An 18465-nucleotide genomic window follows, 5' to 3' on the forward strand; every position below is an offset into this window, starting at 1 on the left:
TTGAGGAACACGGCGCCAGACCCCTGAGAGGACCAGGAGAATCCCGATGACGGCGATGCCCGACGAGCCGCCGTTCGTCCGTGACGACCTGCGTGAGGCGTTCGCAGCACTCGACGTGATGCCGGGCTTCCGTGCGGAACTGGTGGATGGGGAGATCATCGTGTCGCCGACCCCCGACGGCCAGCACGAGACCGTCGTCGTGGCGGTCGACGACTGGGTGCGCGACGTCCATGGCCTCCGCCTGCATCGCAATCTGACGCTCATCAGCCCGGAGGGGGAGTACGTCCCCGACGGGATCGCCGCTCCCAAGGGCGCGTTCGCCGGGCGCGAGTGGCACAGCAAGCCGGACGGCGTCGTGATGGTCCTGGAAGTGACCTCCGGCGGGCGCCGGGACCGCAAGAGCGCCGAGCGCGACCGCGGCCCCAAGCGCCGCGGGTACGCCGCCGCCGATATCCCGCTGTACCTGCTGATCGACCGCCTCGACCGCAAGGCGACGATCTTCTCGGAGCCGCGCGGCGACGACTACACCCACAGCGCCTCGGTCGCCTTGGGCGAGGACCTGCCGGTCCCCGCCCCGCTCGAAGGCGTCCTTTCGACCCGCGACTTCTGACCCGTCCGGCCGGGTCAGGCGCCGGCGACGTTGACGAGGATGACCAGGAGGATCAGGATCACCGGGACGAGGGCGCCGATGATGGCGATGGGGCGGGCCATCAGCGGGGCGCCGGGGTCGGCCGGGTGGCGGTGCGGGCTTCCGTCCGGCGGCGGCATCGGCGGGGCCAGGGACGCCACCTTGCCGCGCCGGGTGAGGTTGATCAGGACGGTGACCGGCGTCGCGATGAACGAGAAGTAGCCCCACCAGCCGCCGATCAGGGTCTTCGCCGTCATGTCGCGGAACACCGCGAGGCCGCAGTTCCGGCAGAACGGGCCCTTGGTGTGCAGGAACGACATGAGCACGATCATGCCGCGGTGGCCGCGGAAGGTGGTCTCGGCCGCCGGGACGCAGCCGCAGAAGCGGCACTGGAGCCCGTACTGGGGGACCTGCTGCGCGCCGTAGGGCATCGGCTGGGCAGGCGGCGCGCCGTACGGCGCCTGCTGCGGCGGCGGGCCGTACTGGGAGGGCTGCTGGCCCGCGTACGGCCCGGCGTAGGGGGCCTGCTGGGGAGCGCCGTAAGGGGCTTGCTGGGGAGCGCCGTGGGGAGCGCCGCCGTGTCCGTACGGCGTCTGGTTCGATGGTGGCTGCACGCCGCCGCCTCCGCTCTCTTCAGGGGGTCGGCTGATCTTGCCATGCGCCGGTGTCAGAACGGATGCTTTCCGGCGGACGGGCCGGTGCTCAGGAGAGGGCGCGCCAGGTCTCGGTGAGGGTGTTCCGGAACTCGCCGACCTCGCGGGACGGCAGGTCGCGGATCATCTGCTCCTCCAGCTCGCCGACGGGCCCGGCGAGGTCGTCCAGCAGCGCGCGTCCGGCGCCGGTGAGCAGGATGAGCAGCTCGCGACGGTTCGCGGGATTGCGCTCGCGGCGGACGAGGCCGCGCGTCTCCAGGGCGCGGACCATGTCGGCCATCGACTGCGCGGTGACGAACGAGTCGCGGGCGAGCTGGGCGGCTGACAGGCCGTCGTGCCGCTCCAGAACCGTGAGGGCCGTGTACTGCAGCGCGGTGATCCCGGCAGGTTTCACCAGCTCCTCCAGCCGCGACCGCACGAGCAGCTCCAGCCGTTTGACCAGGTACAGCAGCGACGGCGGCGCCTTGCCGGCGGTCGTCGGCGGCGTGCTGTCGGTCATCGGCTCTCCCCGGTCGCGGTGCACGCGTCCAGGGTAGGCCATTGACAGGAAACCTGTTGAATGTGAACACTGGCCATCAACAGGATTCCTGTCGATTGTGGGGAGCTATGGAACTGGACGGGAAGGTCGTCGTCGTCACCGGGAGCGGCCGCGGCCTCGGCCGCGCCTACGCCGAGGCCCTGGCGGCCGCCGGCGCCTCGGTGGTGGTCAACGACGTGGACCGGGACGCGGTCGACGCGGCGGTCGGCGCGATCACCGCGGCGGGCGGTACCGCGACCGGGGTCGTCGCGGCGGTCGGCGGCACCGAGACCGCCGACGAGCTGGTCGGCGCCGCGGTCCGGGAGTTCGGCCGGCTCGACGTGCTGATCACCAACGCGGGCATCCTGCGCGACCGGGTGCTGTGGAAGATGACCGACGAGGACTTCGACGACGTCGTCCGCGTCCACCTGCGCGGCACCTTCACCTGCGCGCGCGCGGCGGCGGCGCGGATGCGCGAGCAGGGCACCGGCGGGCGGATCATCCTGATCTCCTCGCCGGCCGGGCAGCGCGGCAACTTCGGCCAGACCAACTACGCGGCGGCCAAGGCCGGCATCGCGGCGATGGCGCGGACGTGGGCGATGGAGCTGGCCAGGGCGGGCGTCACCGTGAACGCGGTCGTTCCGGTCGCGGCGACGGAGATGACCAAGACGATCCCGGCGTTCGGCCCGGTCATCGAGGAGTCCGAGCGGACCGGCGAGCCGCTGCCGGACTGGCTGCGCAAGGACGAGGGCCTGGGCACCGTCGAGGACGTCACCGGGCTGATCACGTTCCTGGCCTCGGACGCGTCCAAGGACGTCACCGGGCAGGCGATCGGCATCGGCGGCGACCGGCTGGCGCTGTGGGCGCACCCGAAGGAGAAGGCGGTCGCGTTCGCCGACGGCGGCTGGACCGCCGAGGCGATCGCCGGGCAGTGGAGCGCGGGCGTGGGCGCCGAACCGGAGACCTACGGCATCCCCGCCCCGAAGGCACCGGAGGGCTGACATGGCCGACCTCACGATCGACGTCGACGCGCTGACCGCGATCGACGTCCACACGCACGCCGAGATCAGCAAGGACGGGCACGGCTCGCTGAGCCCCGAGCTGTTCGGCGCGTCCGAGGAGTACTTCAAGGCGCACGGGCACCGGCAGCCGTCCATCGAGGAGATGGCCGCCTACTACCGCGAGCGCAGCATGGCCGCCGTCGTCTTCACGGTGGACGCCGAGCACGCCACCGGATGGCCGCGCATCTCCAACGAGGAGGTCGCCGAGAGCTGCGCCGAGCACCCGGACGTCCTCATCCCGTTCGCCAGCATCGACCCGCACAAGGGCCGGGCGGGCGTGCGGGAGGCGCGGCGGCTCGTCGAGCAGTACGGGGTGCGCGGCTTCAAGTTCCACCCGAGCATCCAGGGCTTCGCGCCGAACGACCCGGTCGCCTACCCGCTGTACGAGGCGATCGAGGAGCTCGGCGTTCCGGCGCTGTTCCACACCGGGCAGACCGGCATCGGCGCGGGCGTCCCCGGCGGGGGAGGCATCCGGCTGAAGTACTCGAACCCGATGCTCGTGGACGACGTCGCCGTCGACTTCCCCGAGCTGCGGATCATCCTGGCGCACCCGTCGTTCCCCTGGCAGGACGAGGCCCTCGCCGTCGCGAACCACAAGCCGCATGTGTACATCGACCTGTCCGGCTGGTCGCCGAAGTACTTCCCGCCGCAGCTCGTCCGGTACGCCAACAGCCTGCTTAAGGACAAGGTGCTGTTCGGCTCGGACTACCCCGTCATCACCCCGGACCGCTGGCTCGCCGACTTCGCCAAGCTGGAGATCAAGCCCGAGGTCCGCCCGAAGATCCTCAAGGACAACGCCGCCCGGCTGCTCGGGCTCACCGGCAAGGAGAACGCATGATCACCGCCACCGGCCTCGACGAGATCAGGGCCTTGGCCGGCAAGGACCTCGGCCACAGCGCATGGCTCGACATCACCCAGGACCGGGTGAACACCTTCGCCGACGCCACCGACGACCACCAGTGGATCCACACCGACCCGGAGAAGGCGAAGGACGGCCCGTTCGGCGCCGCCATCGCGCACGGCTACCTGACGCTGTCGCTGGTCATCCCGCTGTTCAACGACCTGCTCGGCATCCAGGGCACCAAGATGAGCATCAACTACGGGCTGGAGAAGGTCCGCTTCCCCAGCCCCGTGAAGGTCGGCGCCCGGATCCGGCTCGCCGGGAAGGTCGCCGAGGTGACCGACGTCCCGGGCGACGGCGTGCAGATGGTGTGCGACTTCACCGTCGAGATCGACGGCGAGGCCAAGCCCGCCTGCGTCGCCCAGGCCGTCTACCGCCACTACGCCTGAACCCCGCCCGGCCCTTGTGCGGCCGGCCATCCGCACACGCTGCTCAGCAAGAGGAGTGAAACACCGTGGTGAACGCAGGACTCGGGGGATGGCCGGCCAGGCGGGCCGTGATGTCGCCCGGCCGCACCGCCTTCGTCTTCGGTGACCGCCCGACGACGTACGCGCAGGTCCACGACCGGACGGCGCGGCTCGCCGCCCGGCTGCGCGCCGCCGGCGTCGGCAAGGGCGACCGGGTCGCCTACCTCGGGCCGAACCATCCGGCGTTCGTCGAGACGATGTTCGCCGCGCACGCGCTCGGCGCGATCTTCGTCCCGCTGAACTTCCGGCTCGCCGCGCCCGAGATCGACTACATGCTCGGCCACAGCGGCGCGTCCGTGCTGGTCTACGCCCCCGAATGCGCCGCGGTCGTCCGGGCCGCGGAGCGGGCGCCGGCCACCGTCGTGGCGGTCGGCGAGCCCGCCGGCGGCGAACTCGCGTACGAGGACTGGATCGCCGGCGGCGACCCCGCACCGATCGACACCGAGGTCACGCTGGACGACGTCGCGTGCATCCTTTACACCTCCGGCACCACCGGACGTCCCAAGGGCGCGATGCTCACCCACGGGAACCTGGTGTGGAACTGCTACAACCTGCTCGTCGGCGTGGACGTCGCCGGCGACGAGGTGACGCTGGTCAGCGCGCCGCTGTTCCACGTCGCCGCGCTCGACCAATGCCTGTTGCCCACGTTCCTCAAGGGCGGATGCTCGGTCATCATGCCGTCCTGGGACGTCGACGAATGCCTCGACCTGATCGAACGGCACCGCGTCACCTGGATGTTCGGCGTGACCGCGATGTTCGCCGCGCTGTCGCAGTCGCCGCGCTGGGACGGCGCCGACCTGTCGTCCGTGCGCAGCCTGATGTCCGGCGGCGCGCCGGTACCGCCGTCGCTCATCCACACCTACCAGGAACGCGGCCTCGTCTTCTGCCAGGGTTACGGCCTCACCGAGACGGCGCCCGGCGCGACGTTCCTCGAAGCGGCCGAGAGCGAGCGCAAGGCCGGGTCGGCGGGCGTCCCGGTGTTCTTCACCGGCGTCCGCTGCGTCCGGCCCGACCTCACCGACGCGGCGCCCGGCGAACCCGGCGAGGTCGTCATCAAGGGACCGAACGTCACGCCCGGCTACTGGAACGACCCGACCGCCACCGCGTCCGCGTTCACCGACGACGGCTGGTTCCGCTCCGGCGACATCGCCCACGTCGACGACGAGGGCTACTTCTACATCGTCGACCGGGTGAAGGACATGTTCATCTCCGGCGGCGAGAACGTCTACCCGGCGGAGGTGGAGAGCGCGATCTTCGAGCATCCCGCGGTCGCCGAAGCGGCGGTGGTCGGCGTGCCCGACGCCCGCTGGGGCGAGGTGGGCCGTGCGTTCGTCGTCACCGCCCCCGGCGCCGCCCTGGACATCGACGGCCTGCGCTCGTTCCTCGCCACCCGCCTGGCCAAGTACAAGATCCCCGTCTACCTCGACGTGGTCGACGACCTCCCCAGAACCGGCTCCAACAAAGTCCAGAAGGCCCGCCTCCGCGACCGCCCCCTACCACGTTGAGTTGCGGCGTGTCGGCCTTAAAACCGCGGTTTTAAGGCCGACACGCCGCAACTCAACGGAGGGCGTCGGAGCCAGGCGGCGAGGTCCGCCCAGTCCGGTTCGGACGTCACGTCGAGGCGCCGGTCGACCGCGCCGTCGGGGAGGCCGCCGGGCGGTGCCTCGGCGAAGTCGGTCGCGATGACCGCGGCGCCCTCGCGGGTCAGGGCGGCGGCTTCCGCCGCGCCCTGGCCCTGTGCCGCGCCGGTGACCACGACGACCTTTCCGGCGACCCGGTTCACGGGCGTTCCCGCATCCGTTTGCGGGCGCGCGGGATCGGAACCGGCTCGGTCCCCGCGACGATCGTGTTGGACACCGTGCCGATGCCCTCGACGGTGAGCGTGACGGTGTCGCCCGGCTTCAGCGGCGGCGGGTCCTGCTCGCCGCGGCGGCCCCACAGTTCGGCGAGGCAGCCGCCGTTCCCGCAGGTCCCCGAGCCGAGGACGTCACCGGGCCGCAGCCGGGCGCCGCGCGAGGCGTAGGCGACGAGGTCGTCGAACGGCCAGCCCATGTTGGACAGCAGGTCGCGGCCGACGACCTCGCCGTTGACCTCGGCGGTCAGGCCGAGCCGCAGGAACCCCTCGGCGTCGCGGTAGGGCTCCAGCTCGTCGGCGGTGACGAGCCACGGCCCGAGCGTGGTGGCGAAGTCCTTGCCCTTGCACGGCCCGAGCCCCACCTGCATCTCGCGGGACTGCAGGTCGCGCGCCGACCAGTCGTTGAAGATCGTGTAGCCGAAGACGTGGTCGCGGGCCCGCGCCGGTGAGAGGTCGGCGCCCGCGCGCCCGATGACGGCGGCGACCTCCAGCTCGAAGTCGAGGGCCTGGCAGCCAGGAGGCAGGGGTACGTCGTCGTGCGCGCCGACCATCGCGTGCGGGTTCGAGAAGTAGAAGGTCGGCGCGTCATACCAGGCGTCCGGGACGCCGGATGCGCCGTCCACGGCCTTCCGGACGCCCTCGACGTGCTCCTCGAACGCGACGAAGTCCCGCACGGACGGCGGTTCGAGCGGCGGCAGCAGCCGGACGTCCGCCAGCGGGACGCCGGGCCCCGTCGCCGGGAACGAGCCGGACGCGATGACGTCGAGCAGGTCGGTGCCGTCCGGGAACGGAAGCACCGCGTCGCCCTCGACGGCGCCGCAGCGGCGGACGCCCTCATGCAGGTACGTGGCGAGACGCATGAAACTCCTTGCGGGTCAGACGGGCGGGGCGACGAACACGCCGCGGTCGGGGTCGTTGAACGACTCCTTCGCGACGAGCTCGTTCATCGGGTTGGCGGTGCCCCACTGGTCGGTGACGTCGGGGTCGGAGAAGTCGTACAGGTGCGGATGCCAGGCGTCCTCGTCGAGGGTCTCCAGCTCGGTCGTGTACTCGACGGTGTTGCCGTGCGGGTCCAGGAAGTAGGAGAACGTGTTGTCGCCCGCCTTGTGCCGCCCCGGCCCCCAGATCATGCGGACCCCCGCGCGCAGCAGCCGGCCGGTGCCGAACATGTACTCGTCGAGGCCGCGCATTTCGAACGACACGTGGTGCAGCGACGTGTGCGGGCCCTTCGCGATCGCCATGCTGTGGTGCTGCGGGTTGCAGCGCATGAAGTGCATGACCTTCCCCATGTGCGGGGACGTCAGGGTGTCGCTGAGCGCGAAGTCCAGGTGCGTCTCGTACCAGGCGCGGGTGGCGTCCAGGTCGGGCGCGTTCAGGACGACGTGCGACAGCCGGACCGGGACCGCCTCGCGCTCCTCCAGCTTCCGGTGCGCGCGGACGGCGACGTCCGCCGACACCTCGACCGTCCGGCCGTCGAGGTCGAAGAACCGGAACCCGTAGCCGCCGCCCGGCGTGGCGAGCGCGCCGGGCTCGGCGACGATCTTCACGCCGGCCGCGCCGAGCCGCTCGGCGAGCGCGTCGACGTCGGCGGGGGAGGCGGCGCCGAACGACACCAGGTCGAGGCGCTTCTCGCCGGCCTTCCGGAGCCGCACGACGTACTGCTCAGGCGAGCCCTCCGCCGCCAGGAACGAGATGCCGGTGTCGCCCGCGACTTCCGTCAGGCCCCAGACGCCGGAGTAGAACTCGCGCTGCCGGTCGTAGTCGGGGACGGCGAGGTCCACGTGGCGCAGATGGGTGATCAGCCTTTCGGGCATCAGTGCTCCTTGAGGTCGAAGAGGGCGACGGCGTTGCCGCCGCGGACGGCGTCCAGTTCGTCGCCGGGCGGCAGGGCGGCGCGGAGCCGGTCGAGCGGGTCGTCCACGCCCATGTCGAACGGGTGGTCCGAGCCCAGGACGACCTGGGACGCGCCCGCCGCCTCGATCAGCGCGCGCAGCGCGCCCGGCTCGTAGACGAGCGAGTCGAACCAGATCCGCCGCAGGTAGGTGCTCGGCGGCTCGGCGCAGGTGCGGGACTCGGGACGCACGCGCCAGCCGTGGTCGGCGCGGCCGAGGTAGGTCGGCAGGTAGCCGCCGCCGTGCGCCGCGACGATCTTCAGGCCCGGGTGCCGGTCGAGGACGCCGGAGAAGATCAGATGCGACAGCGCGACGGCGTTCTCGGCCGGCTGCCCGACGATGTTGGACAGGTAGAACCGGTCGAGCCGCTCGTCCAGCGTGCAGCCGAACGGATGCAGGAACACGACCGCGCCGGTCTCGGCGGCCCGCGCCCACAGCGGCTCCAGTTCCGGGTCTGACAGCTCGCGGCCGGGGGCGTGTGAGGAGATCTCGACGCCCTTCAGCCCGAGCGACAGCGCGTGGTCGAGCGCCTCGACGGCCAGGTCCGGATGCTGCAGCGGGACGAGCCCGAGCCCGCGCAGCCGGTCGGGCGCCTGCGCGCAGTGCGCGGCGGTCGCCTCGTTCGCCATCCGGTACACGGTGCGGGCCAGGTCGGGCGCGGCCCAGTAGTGGTAGTGCGAGGGCGACGGGCTGACGATCTGCACGTCCACCCCGGCGGCGTCCATGTCCGCGAGCCGCGCCTCGATCCGCGTCAGCCGCTCGAACCGCTCACCGATCATCTTGCCGCCGGCCTGCAACGACGCCGGGCCGTTGCGGCGGGCGTCCAGCTCGCGGTGCTCGGCGTGGCCGGGCGCGCCCGCGACGGCGTCCTCGATCTGCGGCAGCAGGACGTGCGCGTGCACGTCGACGGTGGGAGTCTTCACGGGCGCTCGCTCACGATCGCGCTGATGCGGCCCATCAGCCCGGGCACGTCTGCGTCGGGGGACGGATTCATCTGCCATTCGCCGAGCTGCACCGACGCCTCGACGACCGCCTTAGCGCGCTCGTACCGCCGGTCCATGAACGCGTTGAACAGCGCCTGGTCGAGCCGGTCGGCGCCGAGCAGCAGTTCGGCGAGGACGGCGGCGTCCTCCACGCACTGCGCCGCGCCCTGCGCGAGCGTGGGCGGGCACGCGTGCGCCGCGTCGCCGATCAGGACGGTCCGCCCCCGGTTCCACGGCCGCTCGACCAGCAGCGACTCGAACCACGTGTAGTTGATGCGGTCCGGGTCGGTGATGTCGGCGCGGATCTCGTCCCAAGCGCCGCCGTAGCCCTCGGCGAGCGCGCGCATGTGCGCCGGCTTGTCGGCGTCCGCGATCGACTCGCGGGGCCGCGCCTTCTCCACGAGGTAGGCGTACATCGTGTCGGGACCGGTCGGGCAGTACCCGGCGATGAAGCACGGCCCGCCGTAGATCAGGTCGGTGCGCTCGACGTCCTTGGGACGGCGCGTGTGGATCCGCCAGATGCCCATCCCCGTCGGCTGCGGCGCCGCGTCGACGCCGATCAGGCCGCGCACCGCGGAGCGGATGCCGTCGGCGCCCACGACCAGGTCATATGCGCCGCTCGTTCCGTCGGAGAAGTGCGCGGTGACCCGGTCGCCGTCCTCGGAGAGGGCGTCGACGGTCAGCCCGAACCGGGTCGTCGCGCCCGCGTCCCGCACCGCGGCGGCGAGGACCGCCGCCAGCTCGGGGCGGTTCATCCCGAGCGTCGCGGGCAGGTCCGGGCCGCCGGTGCGGGCGTCCGGGATCTCCGCGATCAGGCTCCCGTCCGGCGCCCGCAGGCCGAGCACGTCGAACGCGTACCCCGACGCGCTGACCCGGTCCCACACGCCGAGGTCGCGCAGCACCCGCAGCGCATTGCCCTGCAGCGTGATCCCCGAGCCGAGCGCGGTGACGTCCGGCTGGATCTCGGCGATCTCCACCGCGACGCCGCCCCGCGCCAGCAGGACGGCCAGCGCCGACCCGGCCGTGCCGCCCCCGACGATCAGGACGTTCCCAACAGCTGCCATGCCGACCTCACTTCACCGCGATGGGATTGACGGGGGCGCCGACCGCGCCCGTGACCGGGATCGGCCCGGCGGCCAGCCAGAACTCGTGGACGCCGTCGGCGGCGCAGTCGGCCGCGAGCGCGTCCAGGTCCCACAGCTCGCCGATCAGCAGCCCCATGTTCGGGATCGCGACCTGGTGCAGCGGCTGGAACGCGTCGTCGAACTCGTTCGGCCGCACCTCGAACCCCCACGTGTCCGTGGCGATCGCGGCGATCTCGGTGCGGTGCAGCCATCCGGCCGTGGTGAACGACAGGCCGGGCGCGGGACCGCCCGCGTAGTCGCCCCAGCCGTCTCGGCGCGCGCGCGTCAGCTGCCCGGTGCGGACGCACACGATGTCGCCGCGCCCGACCGTCACGCCGTGCGCGTCGATGGCCGCCTGGAGATGCTCCTCGGTGATGGCGAAGCCGTCGGGCAGCTCGCCGTCCTCGCCGGCGACGCGTCCCACGTCCAGCAGGACGCCGCGCCCCGCGACGGGCGCGGCCATGTGCTCGATGCCGGTGACCAGGTCGCCGTCGGACGTGACGACCTTCTCCGCCGGACGCCCGTTCCACGCCTTGCCGTGGTCGAAGATGTGGCCGAGGCCGTCCCACTGCGTGGAGCATTGCAACGGCATCGCGACGACGTCGTCCGCGCCGCCGATGCCGTGCGGGAAGCCCTGGTTGCCGAGCGCCGCGTCCGTCCCGGTGTCCAGCATCGTGTGGACGGGGTTGGTGCGGCGCCGCCAGCCCTTCTGCGGGCCGTTCATGTCGAAGCTCTGCGACAGCGAGAACGACACTCCGCGCCGCACCAGCGCCGCGCCTTCGCGCCGCTTCGCCTCGTCGATGAAGTTGACGGTGCCGAGGACGTCGTCGTCGCCCCAGCGTCCCCAGTTGGAGCACCTGGCGGCGGCTTCGGCGATCGCGCCTTCGGGGTCGGTTCGGTCGAGCATCACGCGCGCTCCGCCACGCAGATGTTGCGCTGCGCGCCGAGGCCCGTGATCGAGCCCTCCATGACGTCGCCGGGCCGCAGCAGCCGCCCCCAGTGCATGCCGTTGCCCGCCGGGCTGCCGGTCAGGACCAGGTCGCCGGGCAGCAGCCGGACGGCCTGCGACGCGTACGCGACCAGCCGCGCCACCCCGAAGATCATGTCCTTGGTGGACTCGTCCTGCATGGCGTCGCCGTTGAGCTTCAGCGTGACGCGCAGGTCGCCGGGGTCGCCGACGAACGCCGACGGGACCAGGTACGGGCCGAGCGGGGTGAACGTCGGCGGGTTCTTCGCGCGCAGCCAGTCAGTGCCGATCTCCGGCATGTCGCGGCGGAACACCGCCTCGCGGACCGTCAGGTCGTTGGCGATCGTGTAGGCCGCGACGTGCTCCAGCGCCTCGTCCTCGGGTACCCGGTACGCGGGACGGCCGATCACCGCGGCCAGCTCCAGCTCCCAGTCCGGCTTCTCGCACCAGTCGGGGATCATCACGTCGTCGTAGGGGCCCGTCACCGACGACGGCAGCCCGATGAACATGTAGGGCCGGTCCTCGGCGGCGCGCCGGTCCATCATCGCCGCGGTCTCCTCGCGCACCTGCTCGGCGGGCCGTCCGCCCTCCGGCTCGTGCGCCACCGCGAGGTCGATGACGTGCGTGCGGTAGTTGGCGCCCGACTGCAGGATCTGCCGCGGCTCGACCGGCGCGTGCACGGCCAGCCCGTCCAGCGGCAGCCACCCGTCGCCGGCCTCCTCCGCCGCGGCGCGCAGCAGCGGGAGGGCGTCGTCCCAGCGCTCCAGCAGCCCGCGCGTCGTCGCCCCGCCGCCGGGCAGGTCAGGGATGACGCGCAGGTCCAGGACCCGGCCGTCCGCGACCAGGCCGGCGAACCGCGGGCCGTCCCCGCTGGAGAAGGTGCCGACCGCGAACGGGCCGGACGGGTGCGCGTGTGCTTCCACCAGGTGTCCTCTCGGTTCCTGCCTGCGGGTCTGCCTTAACCTTGGGACACCGGAGCCGATCTGAGAAATAGATTCCTCGGATGGTGCTCATCGACCGTGTGGATAGGTGACGGCGTGAACCTCGCGAGCCTCGACCTGAACCTCCTCGTCGCGCTGCGCGCGCTGCTGGAGGAGCGCAACGTGACCCGCGCCGGCCGGCGCATCGGGCTCAGCCAGCCCGCGACCAGCGCCGCGCTCGCCCGGCTCCGCCACCACTTCGCCGACGACCTGCTCGTCCGGACGGGCAACAACTACGAGCTGACCCCGCTCGGCACGGCCCTCGTGGTGCCCTGCGCGACCGCCTGCGGGCTGCTGGAACGGCTGTTCACCAGCCGCGCCGAGTTCGATCCGGCCACCGAGCGGCGCGAGTTCACGATCATCGCCTCCGACTACGCGGTCGCGGTGTTCGGCGCCGCGCTCGCCCGCGCGCTGCACGCCGCCGCACCCGCTTCCAGCCTGGTGTTCGAGCAGGTCGGGCCCGAGATCACCGAGAACACCGCGGCGGCGCTCAGCGCCGTCGACGGGCTGCTGATGCCGCACGGCATCGTCAGCGGCCTCCCGACCGTCGAGCTGTACCTCGACGAATGGGTCTGCGTGATCGCCGACGACCATCCCGACGTCGGCGACCGCATCACCATGGACGACCTGGCCCGCCTGCCTTGGGTCGTCTACCAGCGCCCCTACGACGCGCCCGCGCCCGCCAGCTCAGCATGCTCGGCCTCGAACCGCACGTCGAGGTGTCGGTGCAGAGCTTCCAGCTGCTGCCGAGCCTCGTCGCGGGCACCCGCCGCGTCGCCCTGATCCAGCGCCGCCTCGCCGAACTGCTCGCGCCGATCGCCGCCGTCCGCGTCCTGCCGTGCCCGTTCGAGGCGGTGCCGGTCCGGGAGGCGCTGTGGTGGCACCCCGTCCACACCCAGGACGCGGCGCACATGTGGCTCCGCGAGACCGCCGCCCGCGTCGCCGCCGGGCTGGAGGCCCTCACTCCGGCCGGGGGAGGCGGGGGCGCAGCCGGCGGGTGAGCGCGTGCCCCAGCTCGGCGTCCAGCGGACCGGCGTGCTCGATGCCGAGCTGGGTCGCGAGCCCGCCCGCGTACAGCCGCGTCACCGCCTCCAGGAGGACGGCGTAGGCGTCGACGGCCGTGCGGAACCGGTGCCGCGCGGCCAGGGCGACGACCGCGGCGAGCGGCGCCGCCGGCCACCACCACCCGGCCAGCGGCGCGTACAGCACCGCCCACGCCCCGAGGGTCGCCGCCCGGCTCACCGCGGTGCGCGCCGCCGTGACCTCGGCCCGCACGTGGTCGGGGACCGTCAGCCACAGATGCGGCCACACCGCGGCCAGGTCGAGATGGTGCTCCCGGTCCATCCGCAGCGCGACCGCGTGCACCCGGTCGCCGCTCCACGTCGGACGGTCCGGAGACTCCACCGCCACCCGGTCCCGGCGGCGGGCGGCCCGGTGCCGGGCACGCGGATCGGGCCGCAGAGCGGGATCGGGTGCCCTGGCCCGCAGGTACTCGGCGTGCCAGTCCGCGTGCGCGGCGGTCCACCGGGACCGCCGCCGCTCGGCGAGCCGTCCGGCGGCGAGGCCTAACGGTCCCGGCCACCCGCGCCACCCCGCGGCCAGGACGAGCCGCTCCACCAGCACCCCGAGGGCCTGGGCGGCGAGCCCGGCGACCGCGGCGCCCGCGAGCACCGCCGCCAGCAGCACCGCCTGCCCGCCCGCGGACCGCACCGCCGGCGACGCCGCCCGCGCGGTGATCCCGGCGGTGAGCCGTCCCGCGTCGAGCGCGTGCCCGTGGCCGAGCAGGGCGGCCACGAAGCAGGCGGCCAGGTAGAGGGCGCCGGGCAGGACCAGCAGCGTCAGCCAGCGTTCGGCGATCCGCTTCCCGAGCTCACCGAGCAGCCCGTTCATCAGCCGAGCCGCTCGCGCACCAGATCACGCCCGGTGACCGCGCAGCGGACCGGGAGCCGGTCGACCTCGTCGGCGTCGCGCCCCGCGCACACCCCGAGCGGGCAGCGGTACACGACCTCGACGCTCTCCACCCCGGCCGCGCCCAGCGGACCGCGCTGCGCAGGCGGCCGCACGCCCCACGGGTCGCCGGCCGCCTGCACGGCCGCGTGCAGATCGTCGACCAGCGCGGACAGCTCCGCCTCGGACGGACGCGGGTCGGCGCGAAGCGCGGACACCAGCCGCGTCAGCCGCGCCGCCGCGTCATCGCTCTCTTCGAGAAGCGTCCGCAGCTCGTCCAGGTGAGCGCATGCGTAGGCCACCGAGAACGGCACATCACGCGGGCCCGACCTCGTCAATTCGCCCTCCTGGAATGGGAGCCTATCGGCATAGGCTCCCATTTGTGGAAGCTGATGAGAAAGGTGACCGCGTCGATCGGCTTCTCCGTCTCCTGGAAACGCGGGATCACTCCGCAGGGCCGTTCGACGCGATGATGGGGGAGGCGGCCTCCCTGGTGAAGGCCGACACCGACCGCCTGCTCGCCGCCGCGGCGCCGGACGGCCTGCTCGACCTCACCGTTGCGCGCTGGCGGCGCATCCTGGCCCTCGTCGCCGCGGACCATCCCGGACGGGCGGGCTGGCTCTGCGACTTCGGAGTCGCCCTGACCGCCAGGTTCGACCGCGACCATGCCGCCGCCGATCTGAACGAGGCGGTCCGCGTCACCGAGGAGGCGACCGAGGCCGCCACCGACGGGAGCGCGGCCCCGCCCGCGATGCTGTCCAATCTCGCCGGGCTGCTCCGGGACCGCAATGCGCTCACCGATTCAAGGGACGATCTGGAAAGGGCGATCGAGGCGGGCCGGAAAGCGGTCGATGCCGCAGGGCCGGGACATCCCGTGCGGCCGCAGGCCCTTTCCAATCTCGCGGGCGCGCTGCTGAGCCGTTATGCCGACGACGAATCGGAAGAGGATCTGGACGAGGCGATCGCCCTCCTCGAAGAGGCCGCGGGCGGCGCATCGTCCGCGGGCGTCGCTTCGGGGTCTGCTGCGGACCGCGCCCGGTGGGCGGCCAACCTGGGACTCGCGCTGAGGGTCCGCTACAACCTCGGTGCGCTGGAGGCGGACCTGGGTCGGGCGATCGCACTTCTGCGTGAGGCGGTCGGGCTCGCTCCCGCAGGGCATCCCGACCGCCCCCACTACCTCATGAATCTCGGCGGCGCCCTCTACGACCGGTACGAGATCGGCTGGGACCCCGCCGATCTCGACGCCGCCGTCCGGCATCTGCGCGAGGCCGTGGAGGCCACCGCGGAGACCGACCCGGCCCTCTCGGACCGGCTGGGCCTGCTATGCGTGTGCCTGCTGATGCGGTACGAAAGCTCGGGCGCCCTCGCGGACCTGGGGGAGGCGGTGCGGTCCGGCCGGATCGCGCTGGCGCGCTGCGCGCCCGGCGACCCGGCGCGCGGCGTCAGGCTGTCCGACATGAGCGGCATTCTCAGCCGCTGGTACGACCACACCGGAGACGCGGCCGCACTGGACGAGGCGGTCGACTGCGTCCGCGAGGCGCTCGCGGCGTCGACCGAGGACGATGCCTTGCGTCCGGTGTTCCTGTCGAATCTCGGAGGCCTCCTGCAGAACCGCTACGAGCGCTCCGGGACTGTGGCGGACCTGGACGAGGCGGTCGACCGGCTGCGCTTGGCCGTCTTCACCAGCGCGCCCGATGACGCGGGCCTCCCCGTCCGGCTGTCGAACCTCGGAACGTCCTTGCAGGCCAGGTTCGAGGAGTTGGGCGCGATGGGCGACCTCGCCGAGGCCATGGCGGTGCTGCAGGAGGCCGTCGGGCGGATGCCCGCGGGCCATCCGGCCGCGGCCGCGGCGCGCTCGAACCTCGCCTCGGCCCTCGACTCGGCCCACGACGTCACCGGTTCCCCGCAGTACCTCGCCGAGGCCATCGACCACATGCGGGCGGCGGTGGAGGGCGCACCGCCCGGTAACCCGGATCGTGCGGTGCACCTGACGAACCTCGGAAACCTCCTGTACGCCCGTTATGAGGCCGATGGCGACCTCGACGACCTCGACAGGGGGATCGACTGCCATCGGCTGGCGGCGGATGCCGCGGGCCAAGGGCGGGCCGGTCGCGCGACGCTCCTGTCGAACCTGGGCGGCCCGCTCCAGGCGCGCTTCGACCGCACCGGTGATCCGGCCGACCTCGACCGGGCCATCACGGTGCTGAGCCAGGCGCGAGACGAGGCCGCGCCGGGCCACCCCATCCGGGTCAACGTCCTGTTCAACCTGGGGAACGTCCTGCGGATCCGGCATGAGCGCGCGGGAGCGCCCGAGGATCTGCGGGACGCGATCGGCTGCATGGAGGAGGCGGCGGGCGTTGCCTCGGCGGCGCCGGTGTCGCGGGTGCGGGCCGCCTATGCCGGGGGGATGCTCGCCGCCGACGCGGAACCCGAGCGGGCCGCCGACCTGCTGGAGACGGCGGTCCGGTTGCTGCCGCTGATCGTCCCGCGGCGGCTTGACCGTGCCGATCAGCGGCGGGCGCTCGCCGACCTCCCGACGCCCGCGGCCAACGCCGCGTCGGTCGTGCTGAACGGCTCGGCGCGGACGCCCTCCGGACGGGCGGAGCTGGCGTTGCGACTGCTGGAGACGGGCCGGTCGGTCCTGCTCGGGCAGGCGCTGGAGTCCCGCGAGGACCTGACGGACCTCGCGCGGGCGCATCCGGCACCGGCCGAGCGGTTCGCCGACCTGCACGAGCGGCTCAACGCCCCGCCCTCCCTGAACCCCGCCGGGCGGCCGGCCGATGACGACCGCCGCGAACTGGCCGCCGCGTGGGCCGGCCTGCTCACCGAGATCCGCTCGCTCCCGGGGTTCGCGTCGTTCGCCCTGCCGCCCTCGCACGCCGAACTGGCGGAGCAGGCCGCGGACGGCCCGATCGTCACGGTGAACATCAGCCTCTACGGCAGCGACGCCCTCATCCTCGACTCCGACGGGCTCGTCCGCCTTCCCCTGCCGGACGTGTCGTCCGACGCCCTGACCAGGCAGGTCGCCGCATTCGACGAGGCGCTGGAGACGATCTGGACGAGCCGGTCCCCGCTCGCCCGCCGCGCCGCCGAGCGCGGCCTGCTCGACGTGCTCGCCTGGCTCTGGGACGCGATCGCCCATCCGGTCCTCGGCGCGCTCGGCCACGACGGCGCGCCGCGCGACGGGCATTGGCCGCGGCTGTGGTGGGCGCCGGGCGGGCTGCTCGGGCGGCTTCCCCTGCACGCCGCCGGGCTGCCCGGCGGCCCGGCCGTGATGGACCGGGTGATCTCGTCCTACACCGCCAGCGTCACCGCCCTGCGGCATTCGCGGCGCAACGCCCGCCGCGCCGCGCGCGCCGAAGGTCCGGCCCTGGTCGTGGCGATGCCCACCACGCCGGGGGGCGCCGAGCGGCTCGACCACGTCGAGGCGGAGGCGCGCGCCGTCCGGCGCCTCCTGCCCGGCGCGGCGGTCCTCGGCGAGCCGGGGACGGCGACTAGGGCGGCGGTGCTGGCCGCGCTGGCGGACTGCCCGATCGCGCACTTCGCGTGCCACGGGGTCAGCGACCCGTCCGACCCGTCCGGCGGCCGGCTGCTGCTCGCCGACCACGAGGACGCGCCGCTGACCGTGGCCGACCTCGGCCCGCTGGACCTGCGGCACGCGCGGCTGGCGTACCTGTCGGCGTGCGGCACGGCCCGCGTCGCGGACCGGCTGGTCCCCGACGAGGGCGCCACGCTGGCCTCGGCGTTCCAGCTCGCCGGGTACCCGCACGTCATCGGTACGCTCTGGGAGATCGGCGACGAGGTCGCCGCGCGGGTCGCCGAAGCCTTCTACACCACGCTGACCAGGGACGCCGCGCCCGGCCTGCCGGACGTGGGCCGGTCGGCGGCGGCGCTGCACCGCGCCGTGCGGGCGGTGCGGGCCGAGCGGCCCGGCACACCGTCGCTCTGGGCGGCGCATCTGCACACCGGCGCATGACACGATGCCCCATGGACGGCCGGGGCCCGGCCCTCCTACTATCGACGTAGTAATCCCGTTCCGGGGACGAGGACATGGTGAACGAGGACGACCGGGGACGGCGCCCGGCGGGCATGCTGGAGGACGCCGTGCTGGCCGTCCTGTGGGAGGGCGGCCGCCCGATGAGCCCCGCGGACGTGCAGGCCGTGCTGCCCGGCGACCCCGCCTACACGACCGTGATGACGACGCTGGCGCGGCTCGCCCGCAAGGGGCTGGCGAGCCGGGAGCGCGCGGGCCGCGGGTTCGTGTACGCCGCGGCCGTCGACGAGGCCGGGCACACCGCCGCCGCGATGAACGAGCTGCTGCGCCGCCGCCGCGACCGCGCCGCGGTGCTGGCCCGGTTCGTGTCCGAGCTGGCCCCCGAGGACGAGGAACTGCTGCAGCGGCTGCTGCGCGACGGCGGCATGGAGGGCTGACCGGCCGGCTCCCGGCCGCTCCCGGCAAGGAAATTTCCGCCCGATCCGGGGTATATCCC

20 protein-coding genes are annotated in these 18465 nt (G+C 73.3%); 9 read left to right on the plus strand and 11 right to left on the minus strand.

Annotated elements, in window-relative coordinates:
• Positions 1–46 precede the first annotated feature (46 nt).
• Entirely contained in the window at positions 47–610 is a 564-nt protein-coding gene (locus J4709_RS12790; RefSeq protein ID WP_208240494.1) for a Uma2 family endonuclease, read from the plus strand.
• Between the two features lie 14 nt (positions 611–624).
• Here J4709_RS12790 and J4709_RS12795 read toward each other — a convergent pair whose 3' ends face one another.
• Both J4709_RS12795 and J4709_RS12800 read right to left on the minus strand, forming a co-directional pair.
• Entirely contained in the window at positions 625–1242 is a 618-nt protein-coding gene (locus tag J4709_RS12795; RefSeq protein WP_208240496.1) for a hypothetical protein, read from the minus strand.
• 88 nt (positions 1243–1330) lie between these two features.
• Complete coding sequence (locus J4709_RS12800; RefSeq protein ID WP_208240498.1) at positions 1331–1780, minus strand: MarR family winged helix-turn-helix transcriptional regulator; 450 nt, start codon at positions 1778–1780, stop codon at positions 1331–1333.
• Positions 1781–1887: 107 nt separating this feature from the next.
• Between J4709_RS12800 and J4709_RS12805 the strand changes: the two genes are divergently transcribed.
• From J4709_RS12805 to J4709_RS12820, 4 genes are all read left to right on the plus strand, one after another.
• The gene (locus J4709_RS12805; protein ID WP_208240500.1) at positions 1888–2799 is read left to right on the plus strand and encodes an SDR family oxidoreductase; all 912 of its coding nucleotides are present in this window, start codon (positions 1888–1890) and stop codon (positions 2797–2799) included.
• A 16-nt stretch (positions 2800–2815) separates the two neighbouring features.
• A complete protein-coding gene (locus J4709_RS12810; RefSeq protein ID WP_307801203.1) occupies positions 2816–3697 on the plus strand; it encodes an amidohydrolase family protein in 882 nt (293 codons plus the stop codon).
• Positions 3694–4149: a MaoC family dehydratase gene (locus J4709_RS12815; RefSeq protein WP_208240504.1), complete on the plus strand. Its 456-nt coding sequence runs from the start codon at positions 3694–3696 to the stop codon at positions 4147–4149. The genes J4709_RS12810 and J4709_RS12815 overlap by 4 nt, the downstream gene beginning before the upstream one ends.
• Before the next feature lie 65 nt (positions 4150–4214).
• Complete coding sequence (locus J4709_RS12820) at positions 4215–5732, plus strand: acyl-CoA synthetase (RefSeq protein ID WP_208240506.1); 1518 nt, start codon at positions 4215–4217, stop codon at positions 5730–5732.
• Positions 5733–5749: 17 nt separating this feature from the next.
• Here the strand turns inward: J4709_RS12820 and J4709_RS12825 are convergent, their stop codons facing one another.
• Genes J4709_RS12825 through J4709_RS12855 form a run of 7 tightly spaced genes read right to left on the minus strand, consistent with a single transcriptional unit; the run spans position 5750 to position 11971 of the window.
• Complete coding sequence (locus J4709_RS12825; protein ID WP_208240508.1) at positions 5750–6010, minus strand: Rossmann-fold NAD(P)-binding domain-containing protein; 261 nt, start codon at positions 6008–6010, stop codon at positions 5750–5752.
• Positions 6007–6942: a fumarylacetoacetate hydrolase family protein gene (locus J4709_RS12830; RefSeq protein ID WP_208240510.1), complete on the minus strand. Its 936-nt coding sequence runs from the start codon at positions 6940–6942 to the stop codon at positions 6007–6009. The genes J4709_RS12825 and J4709_RS12830 overlap by 4 nt, the downstream gene beginning before the upstream one ends.
• Before the next feature lie 15 nt (positions 6943–6957).
• A complete protein-coding gene (locus J4709_RS12835) occupies positions 6958–7896 on the minus strand; it encodes a VOC family protein (protein WP_208240512.1) in 939 nt (312 codons plus the stop codon).
• Positions 7896–8897 (minus strand): amidohydrolase family protein, encoded by a 1002-nt coding sequence (locus J4709_RS12840; RefSeq protein ID WP_307801189.1) that lies wholly within the window; start codon positions 8895–8897, stop codon positions 7896–7898. Before J4709_RS12840 ends, J4709_RS12835 begins: the two co-directional genes overlap by 1 nt.
• Positions 8894–10021, minus strand: a complete 1128-nt coding sequence (locus J4709_RS12845) for an FAD-dependent oxidoreductase (protein WP_208240516.1) — start codon at positions 10019–10021, stop codon at positions 8894–8896. Before J4709_RS12845 ends, J4709_RS12840 begins: the two co-directional genes overlap by 4 nt.
• Before the next feature lie 7 nt (positions 10022–10028).
• Positions 10029–10988: a cyclase family protein gene (locus J4709_RS12850; RefSeq protein WP_208240518.1), complete on the minus strand. Its 960-nt coding sequence runs from the start codon at positions 10986–10988 to the stop codon at positions 10029–10031.
• A complete protein-coding gene (locus tag J4709_RS12855) occupies positions 10988–11971 on the minus strand; it encodes a fumarylacetoacetate hydrolase family protein (RefSeq protein ID WP_208240519.1) in 984 nt (327 codons plus the stop codon). The genes J4709_RS12850 and J4709_RS12855 overlap by 1 nt, the downstream gene beginning before the upstream one ends.
• 114 nt (positions 11972–12085) lie before the next feature.
• On the opposite strand from J4709_RS12855, the gene J4709_RS12860 reads away from it, so the two are divergent.
• Together J4709_RS12860 and J4709_RS12865 are read left to right on the plus strand one after the other, a co-directional pair.
• Entirely contained in the window at positions 12086–12811 is a 726-nt protein-coding gene (locus J4709_RS12860; RefSeq protein WP_208240520.1) for a LysR family transcriptional regulator, read from the plus strand.
• Complete coding sequence (locus J4709_RS12865; protein ID WP_208240521.1) at positions 12754–13029, plus strand: type 2 periplasmic-binding domain-containing protein; 276 nt, start codon at positions 12754–12756, stop codon at positions 13027–13029. Before J4709_RS12860 ends, J4709_RS12865 begins: the two co-directional genes overlap by 58 nt.
• Here the strand turns inward: J4709_RS12865 and J4709_RS12870 are convergent.
• Together J4709_RS12870 and J4709_RS12875 are read right to left on the minus strand one after the other, a co-directional pair.
• A complete protein-coding gene (locus J4709_RS12870) occupies positions 12989–13918 on the minus strand; it encodes a hypothetical protein (protein WP_208240523.1) in 930 nt (309 codons plus the stop codon). The two genes, J4709_RS12865 and J4709_RS12870, sit on opposite strands and share 41 nt — an antisense overlap.
• Entirely contained in the window at positions 13918–14313 is a 396-nt protein-coding gene (locus tag J4709_RS12875; protein ID WP_208240525.1) for a hypothetical protein, read from the minus strand. Before J4709_RS12875 ends, J4709_RS12870 begins: the two co-directional genes overlap by 1 nt.
• 131 nt (positions 14314–14444) lie before the next feature.
• Here J4709_RS12875 and J4709_RS12880 point away from each other — a divergent pair, with 131 nt between their 5' ends.
• Both J4709_RS12880 and J4709_RS12885 read left to right on the plus strand, forming a co-directional pair.
• A complete protein-coding gene (locus tag J4709_RS12880) occupies positions 14445–17951 on the plus strand; it encodes a CHAT domain-containing protein (protein ID WP_208240527.1) in 3507 nt (1168 codons plus the stop codon).
• A 74-nt stretch (positions 17952–18025) separates the two neighbouring features.
• Complete coding sequence (locus J4709_RS12885; RefSeq protein ID WP_208240529.1) at positions 18026–18406, plus strand: BlaI/MecI/CopY family transcriptional regulator; 381 nt, start codon at positions 18026–18028, stop codon at positions 18404–18406.
• The last annotated feature ends 59 nt before the right edge of the window (positions 18407–18465 follow it).

It is taken from the genome of Actinomadura violacea (assembly GCF_017573465.1).
GTDB lineage: Bacteria > Actinomycetota > Actinomycetes > Streptosporangiales > Streptosporangiaceae > Spirillospora > Spirillospora violacea.